14 protein-coding genes are annotated in these 15,880 nt (G+C 29.9%); 8 read left to right on the forward strand and 6 right to left on the reverse strand.

What is annotated here, in order from left to right; genetic code table 11:
- Position 1 precedes the first annotated feature (1 nt).
- The 7 genes from MED152_RS04315 (at position 2) to MED152_RS04340 (ending at position 7,350) form a co-directional block, all read left to right on the forward strand.
- Entirely contained in the window at positions 2-832 is an 831-nt protein-coding gene (locus tag MED152_RS04315) for a DUF4249 family protein (protein WP_015480641.1), read from the forward strand.
- A 54-nt stretch (positions 833-886) separates the two neighbouring features.
- Positions 887-1,699 (forward strand): N-acetylmuramic acid 6-phosphate etherase, encoded by an 813-nt coding sequence (gene murQ, locus MED152_RS04320; RefSeq protein WP_015480642.1) that lies wholly within the window; start codon positions 887-889, stop codon positions 1,697-1,699.
- Positions 1,696-1,941: a DUF6095 family protein gene (locus MED152_RS04325; protein WP_015480643.1), complete on the forward strand. Its 246-nt coding sequence runs from the start codon at positions 1,696-1,698 to the stop codon at positions 1,939-1,941. The genes murQ and MED152_RS04325 overlap by 4 nt, the downstream gene beginning before the upstream one ends.
- A 28-nt stretch (positions 1,942-1,969) precedes the next feature.
- Positions 1,970-2,995 (forward strand): hypothetical protein, encoded by a 1,026-nt coding sequence (locus MED152_RS04330; RefSeq protein ID WP_015480644.1) that lies wholly within the window; start codon positions 1,970-1,972, stop codon positions 2,993-2,995.
- 127 nt (positions 2,996-3,122) lie between these two features.
- The gene (locus MED152_RS13880) at positions 3,123-3,845 is read left to right on the forward strand and encodes a hypothetical protein (RefSeq protein WP_015480645.1); all 723 of its coding nucleotides are present in this window, start codon (positions 3,123-3,125) and stop codon (positions 3,843-3,845) included.
- Between the two features lie 17 nt (positions 3,846-3,862).
- A complete protein-coding gene (locus tag MED152_RS04335; protein WP_015480646.1) occupies positions 3,863-6,028 on the forward strand; it encodes a PEP/pyruvate-binding domain-containing protein in 2,166 nt (721 codons plus the stop codon).
- Between the two features lie 2 nt (positions 6,029-6,030).
- On the forward strand, positions 6,031-7,350 hold the full coding sequence (locus tag MED152_RS04340; protein WP_015480647.1) for a hypothetical protein: 1,320 nt from the start codon (positions 6,031-6,033) through the stop codon (positions 7,348-7,350).
- Between the two features lie 8 nt (positions 7,351-7,358).
- Here MED152_RS04340 and MED152_RS04345 read toward each other — a convergent pair whose 3' ends face one another.
- The 3 genes from MED152_RS04345 to MED152_RS04355 all read right to left on the reverse strand — a co-directional run bounded on the left by MED152_RS04345 (position 7,359) and on the right by MED152_RS04355 (position 11,750).
- Entirely contained in the window at positions 7,359-10,175 is a 2,817-nt protein-coding gene (locus MED152_RS04345; protein WP_015480648.1) for an Npt1/Npt2 family nucleotide transporter, read from the reverse strand.
- A 22-nt stretch (positions 10,176-10,197) separates the two neighbouring features.
- On the reverse strand, positions 10,198-11,172 hold the full coding sequence (locus MED152_RS04350) for a serine hydrolase (protein WP_015480649.1): 975 nt from the start codon (positions 11,170-11,172) through the stop codon (positions 10,198-10,200).
- A gap of 86 nt (positions 11,173-11,258) precedes the next feature.
- Positions 11,259-11,750 carry a DinB family protein gene (locus MED152_RS04355; protein ID WP_015480650.1) on the reverse strand — a complete coding sequence of 164 codons (492 nt, stop codon included), beginning with the start codon at positions 11,748-11,750 and terminating at the stop codon, positions 11,259-11,261.
- Between the two features lie 232 nt (positions 11,751-11,982).
- Here MED152_RS04355 and MED152_RS04360 point away from each other — a divergent pair, with 232 nt between their 5' ends.
- Positions 11,983-12,912, forward strand: a complete 930-nt coding sequence (locus MED152_RS04360) for a hypothetical protein (protein WP_015480651.1) — start codon at positions 11,983-11,985, stop codon at positions 12,910-12,912.
- Between the two features lie 196 nt (positions 12,913-13,108).
- On the opposite strand, the gene ettA is transcribed toward MED152_RS04360, so the two are convergent.
- The 3 genes from ettA to MED152_RS04375 all read right to left on the reverse strand — a co-directional run bounded on the left by ettA (position 13,109) and on the right by MED152_RS04375 (position 15,853).
- Entirely contained in the window at positions 13,109-14,800 is a 1,692-nt protein-coding gene (gene ettA / locus MED152_RS04365) for an energy-dependent translational throttle protein EttA (RefSeq protein WP_015480652.1), read from the reverse strand.
- Positions 14,801-14,847: 47 nt separating this feature from the next.
- Positions 14,848-15,030, reverse strand: coding sequence for a CAL67264 family membrane protein (locus MED152_RS04370; protein ID WP_015480653.1), 183 nt, complete (start codon positions 15,028-15,030; stop codon positions 14,848-14,850).
- Between the two features lie 211 nt (positions 15,031-15,241).
- Positions 15,242-15,853 carry a hypothetical protein gene (locus tag MED152_RS04375; protein WP_015480654.1) on the reverse strand — a complete coding sequence of 204 codons (612 nt, stop codon included), beginning with the start codon at positions 15,851-15,853 and terminating at the stop codon, positions 15,242-15,244.
- Positions 15,854-15,880 lie beyond the last annotated feature (27 nt).

Below are 15,880 nucleotides of genomic sequence, written 5' to 3' on the forward strand. Positions count from 1 at the left end.
GATGAAAAATAAATATATACTACCAATTTTATTACTTTTCATTTTTACAAAATGCGAAAAAGTAGTTGATGTAGAAGTGCCATCAATAGCTCCCAAATTAATAGTTGATGCATCATTTCAAGTATTCTTTGATGAAAGTCCTGTTACAGCAGAAACCATTGTAAAACTAAGGTTATCTGCAGATTATTTTGATGATAGTATACCTACTGTTACTAATGCTACTGTATTTTTAACCAACTTAACCAATGGTACCATTATCAATTTTTCTGATGCGAATGCTGATGGCGATTACGAGCCAAGTAATCCTTTTATTCCTGAAGAAAACACTGAATACGAGCTTACAGTTATTTATGATAATGAAACCTATAAAGCTACAGCTACTAGAGTTAAATCTACACCCTTAACAAATGTTATTCAAGGAGATGAAACACTGTTTTCAGGAAAAGAAACCGAAATTAAAATCTTTTTTACAGATGATGGTGCAGTAGATAATTATTATGTTTTTGATTTTTCAAACGCTTTATTTCTGGCATTAGAAGATCGATTTTTTAATGGTGCAGAATACAGTTTTTCTAACTTTTATCAAGAAGATGAAATTGATTTACCAACCACAGTAACCATTAAAATGTCAGGTGTTTCTAAAGAATATTATACCTATTTTAATATTTTGATAGATCAGAGTGGTCAAAATGCAGGTGGTCCTTTTGAATCTGTACCTTCTTCTTTATTAGGTAATGTTATCAACACTACAAACGAAGAAAATTTTCCTTTAGGTTATTTTCAAATTTCAGAAACAGATACATTTACCTTAAGTTTAGTAGAAAAAGATTAAATATTGTTTTGTAAATTATCAGTATCAAAAATATAAAATCGCTATTTTTGATTAATGGATTTTACAAAAACTACAGAGCAAGATTCGAAATACAATCATTTAGAAGAAATGTCGGTTTCTGAATTGCTTACTAATATTAATAATGAAGATCAACTGGTTGCTTTAGCTGTAAAAAAAGCTTTACCTCAAATAGAAAGTTTAACCCATCAAATAATTGATAAATTAAAAATTGGTGGTAGGCTTTTTTATATGGGTGCAGGTACCTCTGGAAGATTGGGTATTTTAGATGCCTCAGAATGCCCACCAACTTTTGGTGTTCCTCATGAGTTGGTAGTTGGTTTAATTGCTGGTGGAGATACTGCCATTAGAAAAGCAGTTGAGTTTGCAGAAGATTCTACAAATCAAGGTTGGTTAGACTTACAAGAACATAACATCAACGATAAGGATGTAGTTGTAGGTATTGCTGCATCAGGTACAACTCCTTATGTAATTGCAGCTTTAGAGGCATGTAATACTCATAATATTATTACTGGTTGTATTACTTGTAATGCAAAAAGTCCGTTAGCTTTAACAGCTCAATTTCCTGTAGAAGTAATTGTAGGGCCTGAGTTTGTAACAGGTAGCTCTAGAATGAAAGCAGGTACAGCTCAAAAGTTAGTTTTGAATATGTTATCTACTGCAACCATGATTCAGTTAGGCAAAGTAAAAGGGAATAAAATGATTGACATGCAATTGTCTAACAAAAAATTGGTGGATAGAGGAGAACGAATGTTAGTTGCAGAACTAAACATAAATAAAGAAGAAGCTAGCCATCTGTTACAAAAATTTGGTAGCGTTAGAAATGCTGTAAAAAATTATAAGAAATGAGTACAGATTTAAATTTACTAAGCAAAGGTTTAGTTCGATTAGGCATTGTTATTTTACTATTTATAGCTGCTCCTATCATTATCACAATGGGTTTTAAGGCTATTGATAAATTTACAGAAAGTCCGCAAAATATTTTTGCTTACCTATTTTTAGGTGTAGGCTGTTTGTTAATTATTTATGCAATGTATTTTGCTTTTAAAACTTTTGGTGTTTTAAGCAAAGCCATTTTTAACAACAAATAAGCTGAAGAGTAAAAGACTACATAAACTATTGAATTGGGAGTATTGGCCATCTTCCTTTTTCTATTTACCAAATTTACCTTACGCCTTTTACCTAGCAACAAAAGCAAAACATCCTGCGTTTTTTAGTGTTGCAAATCCTTCTATAAAAAGTTCTGGAAATGGAACAGAAAGTAAATTTGAGACCTTAAACTTAATACCCACTGAATACAAACCGAAAACTATTCTCCATAAAAGTACTGATGGTATTCTTGATACTTTAAAGCAACTGGTGGAAGAAAAAATTGAGTATCCTTTAATTGCTAAACCAGATATTGGCTTCAGAGGTTTATTGGTAAAGAAAATTGAGAACGAATCTGAACTAAAAAGTTATATTCAAAAATATAATATCAATATAATTATTCAAGAATACATCAATTACAAAAACGAATGCGGTATTTTTTATCACAGGCATCCTAATGAAGAAAAAGGTGCTATTACCTCAATTACTCTTAAAAAATTTCTAAACATTACAGGTAATGGTTCTTCTACTCTACTAACATTAATATTAAAAAATCAAAGAGCGAGTTTGTATTTAGATGTCCTAAAAAACAAAGCCCACCTTAATTTAAATCGTGTTTTAGATAAGGATGAAGAATTGGTACTTTCTGTTATTGGCAATCATTCTAAAGGTACTCAGTTTATTAATGGCAACCATTTAATTACAAAGCAACTAGAAGCTACTTTTGATGATTTAAGTAAATCTATAAAAGGATGGTTTTATGGCAGAATTGATTTAAAATACAATGATTTTTCTGAAGTAGAAAATGGAGAAAATTTTAAAATTTTGGAAATTAACGGAATTATTTCAGAACCTACTCACATTTATGATGCACAAAACTCTACTTACTTTAAAGCATTAAAATCCATCAGAAATCATTGGAAATATTTATATAACATATCTATGATTAATCATCAACAAAATAAAATACCTTACAAGAGTTCTAGAGAATTTATCAATGAAATTGTAGAGCTAAGAACCTATACAAAAAAGGTTAAAAGCTACTCAGATTTATAAACGCAAATATTATTTTTTTCAATTAGATATGATTTTTAACTCATTTAGAAATTATACTAACTCATTAGGTTTTTGACCTTCTATTATTAAATAATAAAAGCTAAATTTGTGTAAATCAATGACACAAATGACTAAATCAATAATCACTTCCTTTATTTTATTTTTCTTAATTACCTCAAATTCAATTGGTCAAGAAAAATCTAATTCTCAAGTTAAGCAACTTATAGAATCTTATAAAAACGATATTAGAGGTCCTTATTACAGAATTAAATGGTTCTGTGAAGATGGCAGTATTAGAGATGCAAAAGATCCTTGTCCTGATGATATGGAAGGCATACAACATGCAAGTTTTAAGCAATCTGCGTTAGATCTAAGAAAAACAAATCAATTATTTTTTGGTGAAATTTTAGCGGCTACAAAAACAAATGAATTTCTAGACGAAAATCATAACCATAGTAGATTAAAACAATATCAAATTGGTGAATATTTAGCGAGTATAGATAATGGTTGGATTTTAAGAAAAGGGCAATATTATAGGGGAGCTAAGCAATCTGAAGATGAAGAAGCTTGGGGAAAAGAGTTTTTTGAAGAAGTTTTAAAAAACGATGATTTCTTGAAAACCAATTACTATTTAGTTAGACAAGCTTTAAAAGATATTCCTCATAATGGAGATACTAATATTGGTCAGTTAATGAGAAGCGAGTCTAAAATTTTAGCTGAAGATATTCCTAGTTTTATGGATATTAGAATAAAGATTCATGGAAATCCTCAAAAGACAGATATTGATTTAGTAAAGAACTATATTCAAAAAATGCTAAGAAGTTATCTCTACAAGAAAAGAAAGATTTAAAAAATCTAATTGTAACTATGGAGCAATTTTATGCCCCTTTAGATTTTAACAAAATTGATAAAGAAATAGCTAGTTTAAAGGGTAATGCAATGGTTGTAGAAGAAATTAAAAACTTCTCTAACTACTATAAAAACAATAAATCATCAAAGAAAATAGTAGAAAATTCTGCAAGTATTTTAGCCAATATAAGAGGTAATATCTTAGATTTTACATCTTCTAAAGATCGTTTGAAGCTTTTAGATATTAGCAACCAATTAGAAAATATACTTTTAATAGAGACTCAAAATTGGCAAACAGAAGATTTGGTAGAAACCATTCGAAAAATTGAAATATTAACTTGTGCTTCTTTGGGTTCTGGTTTACTTGAATTTTGGGAATATGACAGAATAGAAAAAAACTTTAAATCTGTAACCGAAAATAAAGATGTTACCATTAAAGAGTTAAATAATTTACTTAATACTTCAAGAAGTATTGTAGAATGGAGTGCTTCCTTAATAAAAGCTAATTACAACGAAGATGTTATTAAATATACCAGTTTTGAGCCTATGGCTTATGGCTTTATAGATGATAGAGTTAGAAATAGTATTGCTCTTAGCTTAGGAGAAACTGTTAGTAAACTAGGAACATTCGTTGCCAAAGTTTCTAAAATTAACAACAAAGTTATGTCTATAGACAACCAAAGTGCTATTAGGGGTTTAAATCCTGGTTATGCTTATGGTGAGTTAGTTGTGGTAGATGGAGATCCAAATGCGATTGAAGTAAATACCAATAAAATATATATTTTTCAAAACCCACCTTCTGAACTAAAACCAGTTGCAGGTATTATGACAGTTTCTGAGGGTAATTTAGTTTCTCATGTGCAATTATTAGCAAGAAATTTAGGAATACCTAATGCTGCTTTATCTAACGAAAATTTACTTGACTTAAAAAAGTTTGATGGAAAAAAGGTTTTCTATGCAGTATCTAATAAAGGTAATGTTATTCTTAAGCCAGAGAGTGATATGAGTAATGAAGAAGAAAAGTTATTTGAGAAAGTAGAGCGTAGCAAAAATATGATAGAAGTACCAGTAGCAGACATTCGATTAGATGTTTCTAAAGTTATTAATATGAGAGAGGTTGAGGCTACTGACTCTGGTAAATTATGTGGACCAAAAGCCGCAAATTTGGGTGAATTGAAGCAACTATTTCCTAATCAAGTAGTAGAAGGAATAATCATTCCTTTTGGTGTATTTAAATCGCACATGAATTTAGAAATGCCTAACGAAAACAAAACATATTGGGAGTACTTAAGTAATGCTTTTAAACAAGCCGATGCTAAAAAGAAAAATGGCGTTTCTGATGAAATGGTAGAAAAATACTTGCTAACCTCTTTAGCAAAACTGCATAAATCAATTTTAAATATAGAATTAGATAAATCATTTGTAAAAGATTTAAAATCCAATTTTCAATCTGCTTTTAAAGATGATATGGGCAATGTACCTGTATTTTTAAGAAGTGATACAAACATGGAAGACCTCAAAGAATTTACAGGTGCAGGTTTAAATCTTACTCTATTTAACATTAAGAATGAAGCCAAAATCTTGGCAGGAATCAAACGTGTTTGGGCCTCTGCTTATACTGAAAGAAGTTTTAAATGGAGACAGAAATACTTGTTGAATCCTGAAAATGTGTATCCATCCATCTTAATTATACCAAGTGTAGATGTAGATTATTCTGGTGTAATGATTACCAAAGGTATCAATGCTGGTGCAGAAGAAGATTTAACTGTGGCATTCTCTAGAGGTGCAGGTGGTGCTGTAGATGGGCAATCTGCAGAAACAAGATTAATCACTAAAACAGATGATTACTTATTGGCACCTGCAAGACAAGCAGATTATATTAGATTACCAAATTATGGTGGTACTAAAAAGTATTATACTTCATTTAATAAAGAGATTTTAAACGAGGATAATATTGACAAAATAAGAGAATTCGCAACTCAAGTGCGTAAAAAAATAGGCGCAAAAACTGGGAATAAAAAGCAAGCTTATGATGTTGAGTTTGGCTTTAAAGACGATAAATTATGGTTGTTTCAAATAAGACCTTTTGTAGAGAATAAACAAGCAAAAAGTTCTGATTACTTGAATTCGATAACACCAAAAATATCAAGCTCAACAAAAGTTAACATCAACGAAAAAATATAACTATGAAAAAGAAATACCTATTAATCTTAGCAGCAATTGCCATTTCATTTGGTTTTGTGAGCTATTATCCTATTGATGGATATGAGTATACGGGAATTAAAAGATTGTATCAAATCAGACAATTCCAAAAAGATAGTGTGAGGTACACTAGAATTCCTAAGGGTGCTTACAAAAAATGGTCAGATATCAAACTTAATTTAACCAATAAAACTACAGATAGTGTAGAAGAATTATTTACGGTAGATAAAGATTTTGACCGAAAAATAAGAAGAATTACGCCTGGAGGTGCTTATTCTTTAGCCATAATGGACATGAGTGATACTGAAAACTTGAGGTATGCAGAGCATAGAAAAAATGTTGGTTATCAACCAGGAAGTGTAGGTAAAATTGCAGTTTTACTGGCTGTATTTGATCAATTGGCTAAGCTTTGTCCAGATTCTCATGCAGAACGTATTGAGTATTTGAAAAAAATAAAAGTTACAAGTAGATATTGGGGATTAGGAGATCATCATACCATACCAATTTATGATATAGAAAAAGATAGATTAACCAAAAGAAAAGTTGTGGCTAGTGATGAGTTTACCCTTTTTGAGTGGTTAGATCATATGGTTTCTGTAAGTAATAATGGCGCTGCAAGTATCATGTACAGAGAAGCAATGTTAATGGCAGCGTTTGGACAAGATTATTTCTTTTTAGATGAAGAAAAAGCAGAAAAATATTTTAAAGAAACTTCTAGAGATTCTTTAACTAACTTAGCGAATACAGTAGTGAATCAACCTTTACGAGATTTAGGTATTACTGAGAACGAATGGAGATTAGGAGGATTATTTACAAGACCTCCAGGAAGATATGTAGGAAGAAAAGGTGGTAGTATTGGTACACCAAAAGGCTTAATGAAATTTTTAGTAAAACTAGAACAAGGTAAGGTTATTGATGAAGCTTCTAGTTTAGAAATGAAACGTTTATTGTATTTAACAGACAGAAGAATTCGTTATGCAAAATCACCAAGATTAGACGAAGCTGCTGTGTATTTTAAATCTGGTAGTTATTATAAATGTGATCGTGAAAAAGACCCAAATTGTGGTAGTTATGCAGGTAATGTATTTAACTACATGAACTCTGTAATTATTGTAGAACATGACAATGGAGTGAAATATATTGTATGTTTAATGACCAATGTTCTTAACAAAAACTCTGCAGGTGCACATATGTATTTAGCCAGTAAAATAGATGATGTAATTAATGAAACTGCCAATATTAGTAAGCCAGAGGTTAAAGAAGAAAAATATATAGAAGATAAAGACGAATCTTCAGACAATTAAATTATTTACTATTTTAAACTGATATAAGTATCGTTTGCAAGTTGTTTTACAATTTTGTTACGATACTTTTTTATTGGCAATAATGCAGGAATAAGCGCTTTATTTTCTGCAACTCGTATGTAATTTACAGCTGAATGTCTAACTCCACTTCCACTTACCTTCATTAAAGTTTTTAGCAACTCTAATTCTGTTAAAATAGTAATGTGAATGGTTGTGGTATTATAATGATCTTCATCTAATACTTCATGCTCTAAAATTGAGAAAACCATAGCTCTAATGCCATTGTCTAAAAGATTTTCTAACAATTCCAATGAGTTTATTTTGGCTTCCTTATTTTTACTTTTAAAAGCATCAAAAGTAATTTGTATATCTTCTTCCGTATATAAAAGACCTAACAAATTAAATATTATAGAAAAAGATTTTTTAAGTTCTAACTCCAAAACATCACTTAAAATTTTTCGAGCTTCATACAAGGTTTGGTTCTCTTCATTAATTTCATCAACCAAATCTTTATTAATTAAATGCTGAATTGAAATAATGCATTCTAAAATTCGCTTATAATAATTACTTTCCTTTAAAATTTGCTTTCTTATAATACGTTTAGATAATGTAAGATCTTCATTTTTACGATGAATTTTACGAAGCGCTTTTGTAGCCTCTAGCCTACTTGTAGAATTTGTACTTCGTAAAATTTTCTCTAAGATAGATAATGATTTCTCATCTTGAAACGCCCCAACTATCTTTGGAATGTGCTTCTTAATGTTAGAATTTAAATCATCGTGTTTTTCTAACTCTTGCAAAACATCAATAATTTTAGGTCCGTAACTTTTTAAGGCTCTAACTGCGCGTTTTCTATGTTTTTTATTGTTTAAAAGATTCAATAAATCTTTAATAAAAATCTCATTAGAAGTAATACCTGCAGCTATAGTCGCAAATTTTGTGATGTAAGATTTTTGATTGTGCAAGTGCTCTGTAATAAAATCGTAGTGATTCGTCATTCTAGAATAAGCAATACTCAATAATAAACCTGCCACAATTTCTTTACGAACAGATTCTCTGTTAACTATATACTCATTTATTTTTTGCTCTAACCTTTCTTTTAAATGATAATATCTACCAATAGAAATGTTACTCATACTTTGCTTGGCAAGTGCTAATAATGCCCCATTTGCAATGTATTCTTCTTCATGATCTAAATAGGTATTAAAGAATGTTTTTTCTTTTTGCCTTGAATGTTCTAACAGATAATCTAAAGCAACATACACCAAAGTTTCATCATCATTATGAATTAAAGTATCAACTTCAGATAATATATTGTTATCATTAAAAGCATCTAAATAATCAATAGCAGCAACTTTAACTTTAGCTGATGGATGTTTCAGCAAATGAATTACTGGTTTCTGTAAAACTTTAAAATTATAGCCTTTTAAACGATCGAACATGTTTAGAATTTCTTCTTCATCTCCTTTTTCGAATACGTTTTTAATATCTAAAAGATTATTTTCCTTTTTAGATTTCTCTTTTTTAGCATTGATAAAAGATAAATTCTTTTGAATGTTCTTCTTAAAAGATTCGAAATAAGCCTCTCTCAGCTTATAAATTAAAATTATCCAGATGAAAACAAAAAACAATACAATTACAGTAATGTAAGAAGTACTTAAATTCAAGTTTCGAACTAAAAAGATAAGCATAAAGCCAGATAAACCTGTTGCAATACTATCTACAGCAACGTCTATGTATGATTTAGCCTGATTTTTAATTTGCAATGGAATTGGCATTATAGATAATTCTACAGCAGCTTTATTTAAACTTTGCTTGAAACTACCATCAATACCTTTTATAATAATTAAAACCCATAATTCAGGAAAGGTTAAAAATAATAAACCACCTAAACCAATGGTTAATGGGAGTACCAACATAGAAGAAGATACACCTAATTTATGTAGAATCTTATTTGTAAAAAACAACTGAATTGTTAAAGCAACCACATTAAAAGTTGAGAACCAAAAACCAAAAAATGAAGCCAATTCATCTGAATTTGGTATGGCTTTATGTGCAAAATCACTAAATTGAAAATCAATTAATTTGGCCACAACTACTCCAATTCCTGTAATTATTGCTAAATACGTTAAATGCTTAGATTTAGAAATTAATTTTAAAGATGAGCTTTCTAAACGATCTTGATTTGCAATAACCTGTTTACGTTTAAATGTATTTAGGTATCGAATTTTTAGTTTATAGACTTGCCTTAAAATAGGTATACAGCACAATAGTAAAATTGAAGCCACAAAAATGGTGTACTCTTTACCAAAACTACCAGCAATAAAACTGGTTAAATATCCTCCAAAAATTCCTCCAGCAATGGCACCTGCACCAATAAAACCAAAAATTCTTTTAGCCTCTCTTGCATTAAAAACCATATTTGCAAAAATCCAAAATTGTGATGTTGCAACTACTGCAAATAGCGATACAAAGATGTAGTAGAAATAAAGTATGTAGTGATTTATGTAATCGAAATTTAATAGAAAACCTAAGATAGTAAAGACAACACTGAATATTACTAAAGAGAGCACTGTTATTTTAACTAAAGAGTATTTTCTTATAGCTATACTATAAAAATACGTGGTTATTACAGCAGTTAATGCTACTAACAGATAACCATAAGGTAAATTATCTGCCCCCAATTCAGATACAAATAATGCATTTACTGTAGGCTTCACTATCAGTAAAACTGTAATAATCAAAAAGATATACAACTGCATTAAAAAAGAGATGAAGATTTCTCCATCCCTTAATCCAAATGTTCTGTAAATTAACTTTTTCAATTTTCTATAGTTCTTTTTAAGACTATAAAGAACGTGAATTTTTTAATACTTTTTCTAATGGAATAACCAAATCTCTAATGGTTTGTTCTCCATAATCGTAATCTATTAAAGCTACAATAATATATTTTCTATCTGGCCCCCAAACTAAAGCTGAATCTGAGTGATAATTTCTCCAAGAGCCAGACTTTCTGTAGACATCTGCTTTTGGTGCAACTTTATCTAAAGTATTTACAAATTTGTGGTGCAAAGCAGGCTTTTTCATAATCTGAAGCATTTCTCTAGAACGTTCAGTACTAATTAAATTACCTAATGCCAACTGGTAATAGAAACTACAAACTTGTCTTGTGGTTGCAGCATGACTTAATCCTTTAATAGGATCTGGATATCTTTTACCTGCAGATGCATATCTTTTACCAACCCATAAACCTCCACCAACTTCTTCATCATACAATTTATGTTTAGGTGCTCTTAAAACTTGTTCAATTTTTTTATAACCTACTCTATCAATATTTCTGGTAGATGCTCTGTTGTTAGATTTACTAATCATTAAACGTAAATCTTTTTTAAGTTCATTAGTGTATTCTAGTTCGCCTTTATCAATGGCATCCATTACTGCTAAAAGTATTGCAATTTTAGGCAAACTTGCTGCATACATCATATGATTATCATTCACACCTGCATATCTAAAGGCTGTACTATCACTTAAATCTACAATAGCAACAGACATTTGCTTACCTTTCACCAAACGTCTCCAAGTTTTATTTTTGTTAATTTCTTTTTCTAAGGTTACCTGTAAATCTAAATCATGAATTTCATGAATAGGCTTAATTTCTTTATTCAGCGAAATTGGTAAATCTACTTTTGTATTACTATAATCCTTTTCTAAGTAGACATAGGTATCATCTAAATCAACTCCTGTGCTTTGTGCCCGAAAACTGAGGGTACAGCAAATTGCTAATAGTAATAATAAACTTGTTTTATATTTTAAATATTTCATTTTAATATCAATTTTAACCTTTCTATATAAGATACAAAACAAATGCCAATATCTAAATAATAAGTGTTAAGGTTTTCTAAAAAGCCTTAATTTATAACCTTTTTGGGCGTTGTTGGATTAAAACCAAAGTCAGCATCTGGTAATGCTATACCTAGTTGATATATTAAATAACCAATACTTGCATAATGATGTGTAGTGTGACTTTGTACTTGCATTAAAACTGCTTTTAAAGTGGTTTTTGCAGTTACATTTCCTAAACCCAAATTATCTGTTAGAAGCACTTCTTTTAACAAGTCATCTTCTGATAAACTACTGAGTTTAGTTCTTGTTTCTATAAAATAATTTAAACCTTCAGAAGTATAAGATTCTACAAGCTCATTCCTATCTCGAACTGTAAAATCTATATGATTGGATTCTAATCCTTTAAAAACGCAAGAAAAAATATCTAAAATATGCCTTATATGACAGCCAATAGTAGAATTATAAGGAGGTATAGAATTATTCGTGTATTCTTCATTAGAAACGGTTTGTAATAACTTTATACCTTTCTGTAAATTCTTATTTATTGCTAAAATCATTAATGCTATTTCTTATTCATCCGTAAAATAATAAAAATTAAAAGAGTAAAATCTATAATTGAACACTAATTTAAATTGACAGAATAATCAACTTGCAATCAATAATTTAACTTACTAGTATTCAGTTGGGAATTGGCATTTTTTAATTTTGGCACGCTCTTTGAAATTATACTTATCAAATGCGGAAGTCGAAAAGCAGTTAGAGTAGACAAAACCCTTTAAACCATATATTATGAAAAAAGGTATACTTATATTATTAGGAATGTTCATGATGGTTTCCTCTGTTGAAGCCAAAACTGGCGAAAACTTACCAAACAGATACAGGGTGTTTAACTACTCTTATGAAAATTCGGTAAACTTCTTTGAAAACGGAATTGAGTTTTTCATTTTTACTAATGGCGATTTTGATTTTGATGCAAGTTTAAGAAATAGAAACCTTAGAATAAATAGAGATTTTAACGGACGTATTAGAACAATTGGAAATGTTTTTATCAGATATGATCGATTTGGAAATGTTACTAGAATTGGTGATGTTTTCATGAGATACAACAGAAACAGATTAGTAAGAGTTGGTGATTTACGTGTAAACTATGATAGATGGGGTTATCCTGTTTTTTATGGAAACGTAAGAGATTTTTATTACAACAATGGTGTTAGAATAAATGTAAATTTTGGAGATGTATTTGTGTACAATGATCCTTATTTCTTTAGAAATGATTTTAGAAGAAACTACATTCAGTTTAGAGAAGATAGAAACTTCTATTATTACAAGGCAAGACCTAATTCTAGATTAGGTAAAAGAAGTAGCATTATTAAAAGAAGAAAGTCTAATGCTACTATTGGAAGAAGAAATACCATTAATAGAAATAGAAATAACTCTTACAGAAAAGCTAGAGAAGTAAACACAACTAGAAGAAATACAAACGTTAGTAATAGAAAAGCAAATGTTAAACGTAATACTTCTAAAGTAAATACTAGAACTGGTAACAATGCTAACGTAAAACGTGATAATAAAAGAGTTATTAAAAATACTCGAAATACAAGTAACGTTAACAACAAGAGAGTAAATACCAGAAGTTCTAAGAAAGTAGTAAAAACGAAAACTACAAAAACTTCTAAGAGAGGCACAAATAATAGTAATGCTAAAAGAAGAAGAAGTTAGGTTAAGTTAAAGTTTATTATAGATTACTATTATTAAAAAACCCCATTATTTAAAATGGGGTTTATTTTTTGTATTAAGGGTGATTTTCCTGTTTTGGAAAGTTCAATGGTTTCTTAACTTTGTAATCCCCCAACTTTCCTAAAAATCACTATGAATTGATTTCCTCATTTAATATCAAATTTAAATGAGGTTTTTTTTATCTGATTAATTTCTTGTATTTGATACGTTTAGGCATTAAATCACCTCCCAAACGTTTCTTCTTATTCTCTTCGTAATCAGAGAATGAACCTTCAAAGAAATACACTTGGCTATCTCCTTCAAAAGCTAAAATATGGGTACAAATTCTATCTAGAAACCATCTATCGTGACTAATTACTACTGCACAACCAGCAAAATTTTCTAAACCTTCTTCTAAGGCTCTTAATGTATTTACATCTAAATCATTAGTAGGCTCATCTAATAGTAAAACATTACCCTCTTCTTTTAATGTCATTGCTAAATGCAATCTATTTCTTTCTCCTCCAGAAAGTGTAGAGACTTTTTTATTTTGCTCACTTCCTGAAAAATTAAAGCGACTTAAATAGGCCCTAGAGTTTACTTGTTTACCACCCATCATTACTAAATCTTGCCCATCAGAAAAGTTTTCCCAAATTGTTTTCTCAGGATTAATATCTGAATGTGCTTGATCTACATAAGCGATTTTAGCGGTTTCTCCAACTTTGAAAGTTCCTTTATCAGGATTTTCTTCTCCCATAATCATTTTGAAAATGGTTGTTTTACCTGCACCATTTGGCCCAATAATACCTACAATACCTGCTTGAGGTAAATTAAATGCTAAATCTTCATATAGTAATTTATCTCCAAAAGCTTTAGAAACACCTTCTGCTTCAATTACATTGGTTCCTAAACGTGGTCCATTAGGAATGTAGATTTCTAATTTTGCATCAACTTGTTTCTGGTCTTGACTCATTAATTTGTCATAGTTCTTTAAACGCGCTTTTTGCTTTGTTTGACGACCTTTTGCTCCTTGACGAACCCACTCTAATTCTCGCTCTAAAGTTTTTTGACGTTTAGAAGCTGTTTTGCTTTCTTGCGCCATTCTTTGTGATTTTTGATCTAACCAAGAAGAATAATTTCCTTTCCAAGGTATACCTTCTCCTCTATCTAATTCTAAAATCCAACCAGCAACATTATCTAAGAAATATCTATCGTGAGTTACTGCAATTACAGTTCCTTTATATTGTGCTAAATGATGCTCTAACCAATGTACAGATTCTGCATCTAAGTGGTTTGTTGGCTCATCTAACAATAAAATTTCTGGTTCTTGTAATAATAATCTACATAAGGCAACACGTCTTTTTTCTCCTCCAGAAAGTACTCCTATTTTTTTATCAGAATCAGGAGTTCTTAAAGCATCCATTGCTATCTCTAACTTAGTATCTAATTCCCATGCATTTGCAGCATCAATTTTATCTTGCAATTCTGCTTGTTGGTTCATAAGTTTTTCCATCTTATCTGCATCAGAATAGACTTCTTCCAAACCAAACATATCGTTTATTTTGTTGTATTCATCTAGAATAGCCACAGTTTCTGCAACGCCTTCTTTTACAACTTCTAAAACTGTTTTCTCAGGATCTAGTTGTGGCTCTTGCTCTAAATAACCAACCTTATAACCAGGCGAAAATGTTACATCTCCTTGAAAGTTTTTTTCAACCCCTGCAATTATTTTTAGTAAAGTAGACTTACCTGAACCATTTAAACCAAGAATACCAATTTTAGCTCCGTAGAAAAAGCTTAAATAAATATCTTTTAAAACTTGTTTTCCTGTTGATTGATAGGTTTTTGAAACCTTATTCATAGAAAAGATTACCTTCTTATCATCACTCATTATTGTACTTTTTTAAAATTGTGTAATATTTTTTAACGGAAGCAGTCTTAAACTCTTCCCTTTAACGCATTAAAAACCCAAGCTATACAGAAAAAACCGATACCAACTGTAGCAAAACCCCAACCAGCAACATCTTCATATCTATAAGCTCCCATTAAAATTAAAATAACTCCCATTAAAATCATTAAAATAGTAGCCCAACCAAGAACTGTATTTTTGTTCATCGACATAAATCTTTAATTTTTTTGTTAGTTGGCAAATATCGATAATTTATTTCGTTTATTTTAACGTTTTAGCGTCATCAACTAAACATTTTCCTAATAGGTAACGTAAAACTGATATCAATATATTATTAACATATGTTAAGATTGATATCGCTTATAAACTAAAAAAGAGAGCTATTATAGCTCTCTTTATCTTATATTAAAAATTAAATCTTAATTAGAAACCTCTTCTTTGGCCTCCTCTTCTCTGATTTTGGTTATTGTTATTCTGATTTCTATTTGGTCTTTTTGGCTTCATATCTTCTTTAATACCTTCTTGATATTTAATCCATTTTTTATCTTGTTTTTCCGATAAAACAGCAGCTAATTCAACATTAAGTGTTTCTTCTAGTGTACTAATTTTAGCTCTAATAGGCCTAATAATTTCCCCTACTTTCTGTCTAATATTAGGATTGTTGTTTTGGTTATTGTTCTCAATAGTAACATCTGGTCTGTTGGCTGTTCTAGCAGTTTTCATAATTGCATTCAAATCATCAAAATTTTCTTTGTTGATTAACGCAATTTCTTTTACCTTAAAGTTGTAATTTCTTAGAGACTTTCTGACTTGAGTAGCTACAGCATCATCTTTAATCTTAAGCTTTTTAACAACTTTAGAAATATCATAATAAAAAATACCTGCAACTTCAGAAGCATCAAAAGCCTTAATTGCTCTAACCTCTGGTTGACCTGTATTGTTTTGAGGAGATCTACCACCCATTCCTCCTCTTTGTGGGGCTGCTATACAAATAGATGAAAATAAGATTAGCGCAATAAAAAGTATTTTGTTCATATATCTAAATTAAAGTAATATCTGTTT

It is taken from the genome of Polaribacter sp. MED152 (assembly GCF_000152945.2).
Classification (GTDB): domain Bacteria; phylum Bacteroidota; class Bacteroidia; order Flavobacteriales; family Flavobacteriaceae; genus Polaribacter.

Bases quoted from the DNA above. Each gene is read 5' to 3' on its own strand.
- MED152_RS04315 (WP_015480641.1), top strand. From the start codon at position 2: ATGAAAAATAAATATATACTACCAATTTTATTACTTTTCATTTTTACA.
- murQ (WP_015480642.1), top strand. From the start codon at position 887: ATGGATTTTACAAAAACTACAGAGCAAGATTCGAAATACAATCATTTA.
- MED152_RS04325 (WP_015480643.1), top strand. From the start codon at position 1,696: ATGAGTACAGATTTAAATTTACTAAGCAAAGGTTTAGTTCGATTAGGC.
- MED152_RS13880 (WP_015480645.1), top strand. From the start codon at position 3,123: ATGACTAAATCAATAATCACTTCCTTTATTTTATTTTTCTTAATTACC.
- MED152_RS04335 (WP_015480646.1), top strand. From the start codon at position 3,863: ATGGAGCAATTTTATGCCCCTTTAGATTTTAACAAAATTGATAAAGAA.
- MED152_RS04340 (WP_015480647.1), top strand. From the start codon at position 6,031: ATGAAAAAGAAATACCTATTAATCTTAGCAGCAATTGCCATTTCATTT.
- MED152_RS04350 (WP_015480649.1), bottom strand. From the start codon at position 11,172: ATGAAATATTTAAAATATAAAACAAGTTTATTATTACTATTAGCAATT.
- MED152_RS04355 (WP_015480650.1), bottom strand. From the start codon at position 11,750: ATGATTTTAGCAATAAATAAGAATTTACAGAAAGGTATAAAGTTATTA.
- MED152_RS04360 (WP_015480651.1), top strand. From the start codon at position 11,983: ATGAAAAAAGGTATACTTATATTATTAGGAATGTTCATGATGGTTTCC.
- ettA (WP_015480652.1), bottom strand. From the start codon at position 14,800: ATGAGTGATGATAAGAAGGTAATCTTTTCTATGAATAAGGTTTCAAAA.
- MED152_RS04370 (WP_015480653.1), bottom strand. From the start codon at position 15,030: ATGTCGATGAACAAAAATACAGTTCTTGGTTGGGCTACTATTTTAATG.
- MED152_RS04375 (WP_015480654.1), bottom strand. From the start codon at position 15,853: ATGAACAAAATACTTTTTATTGCGCTAATCTTATTTTCATCTATTTGT.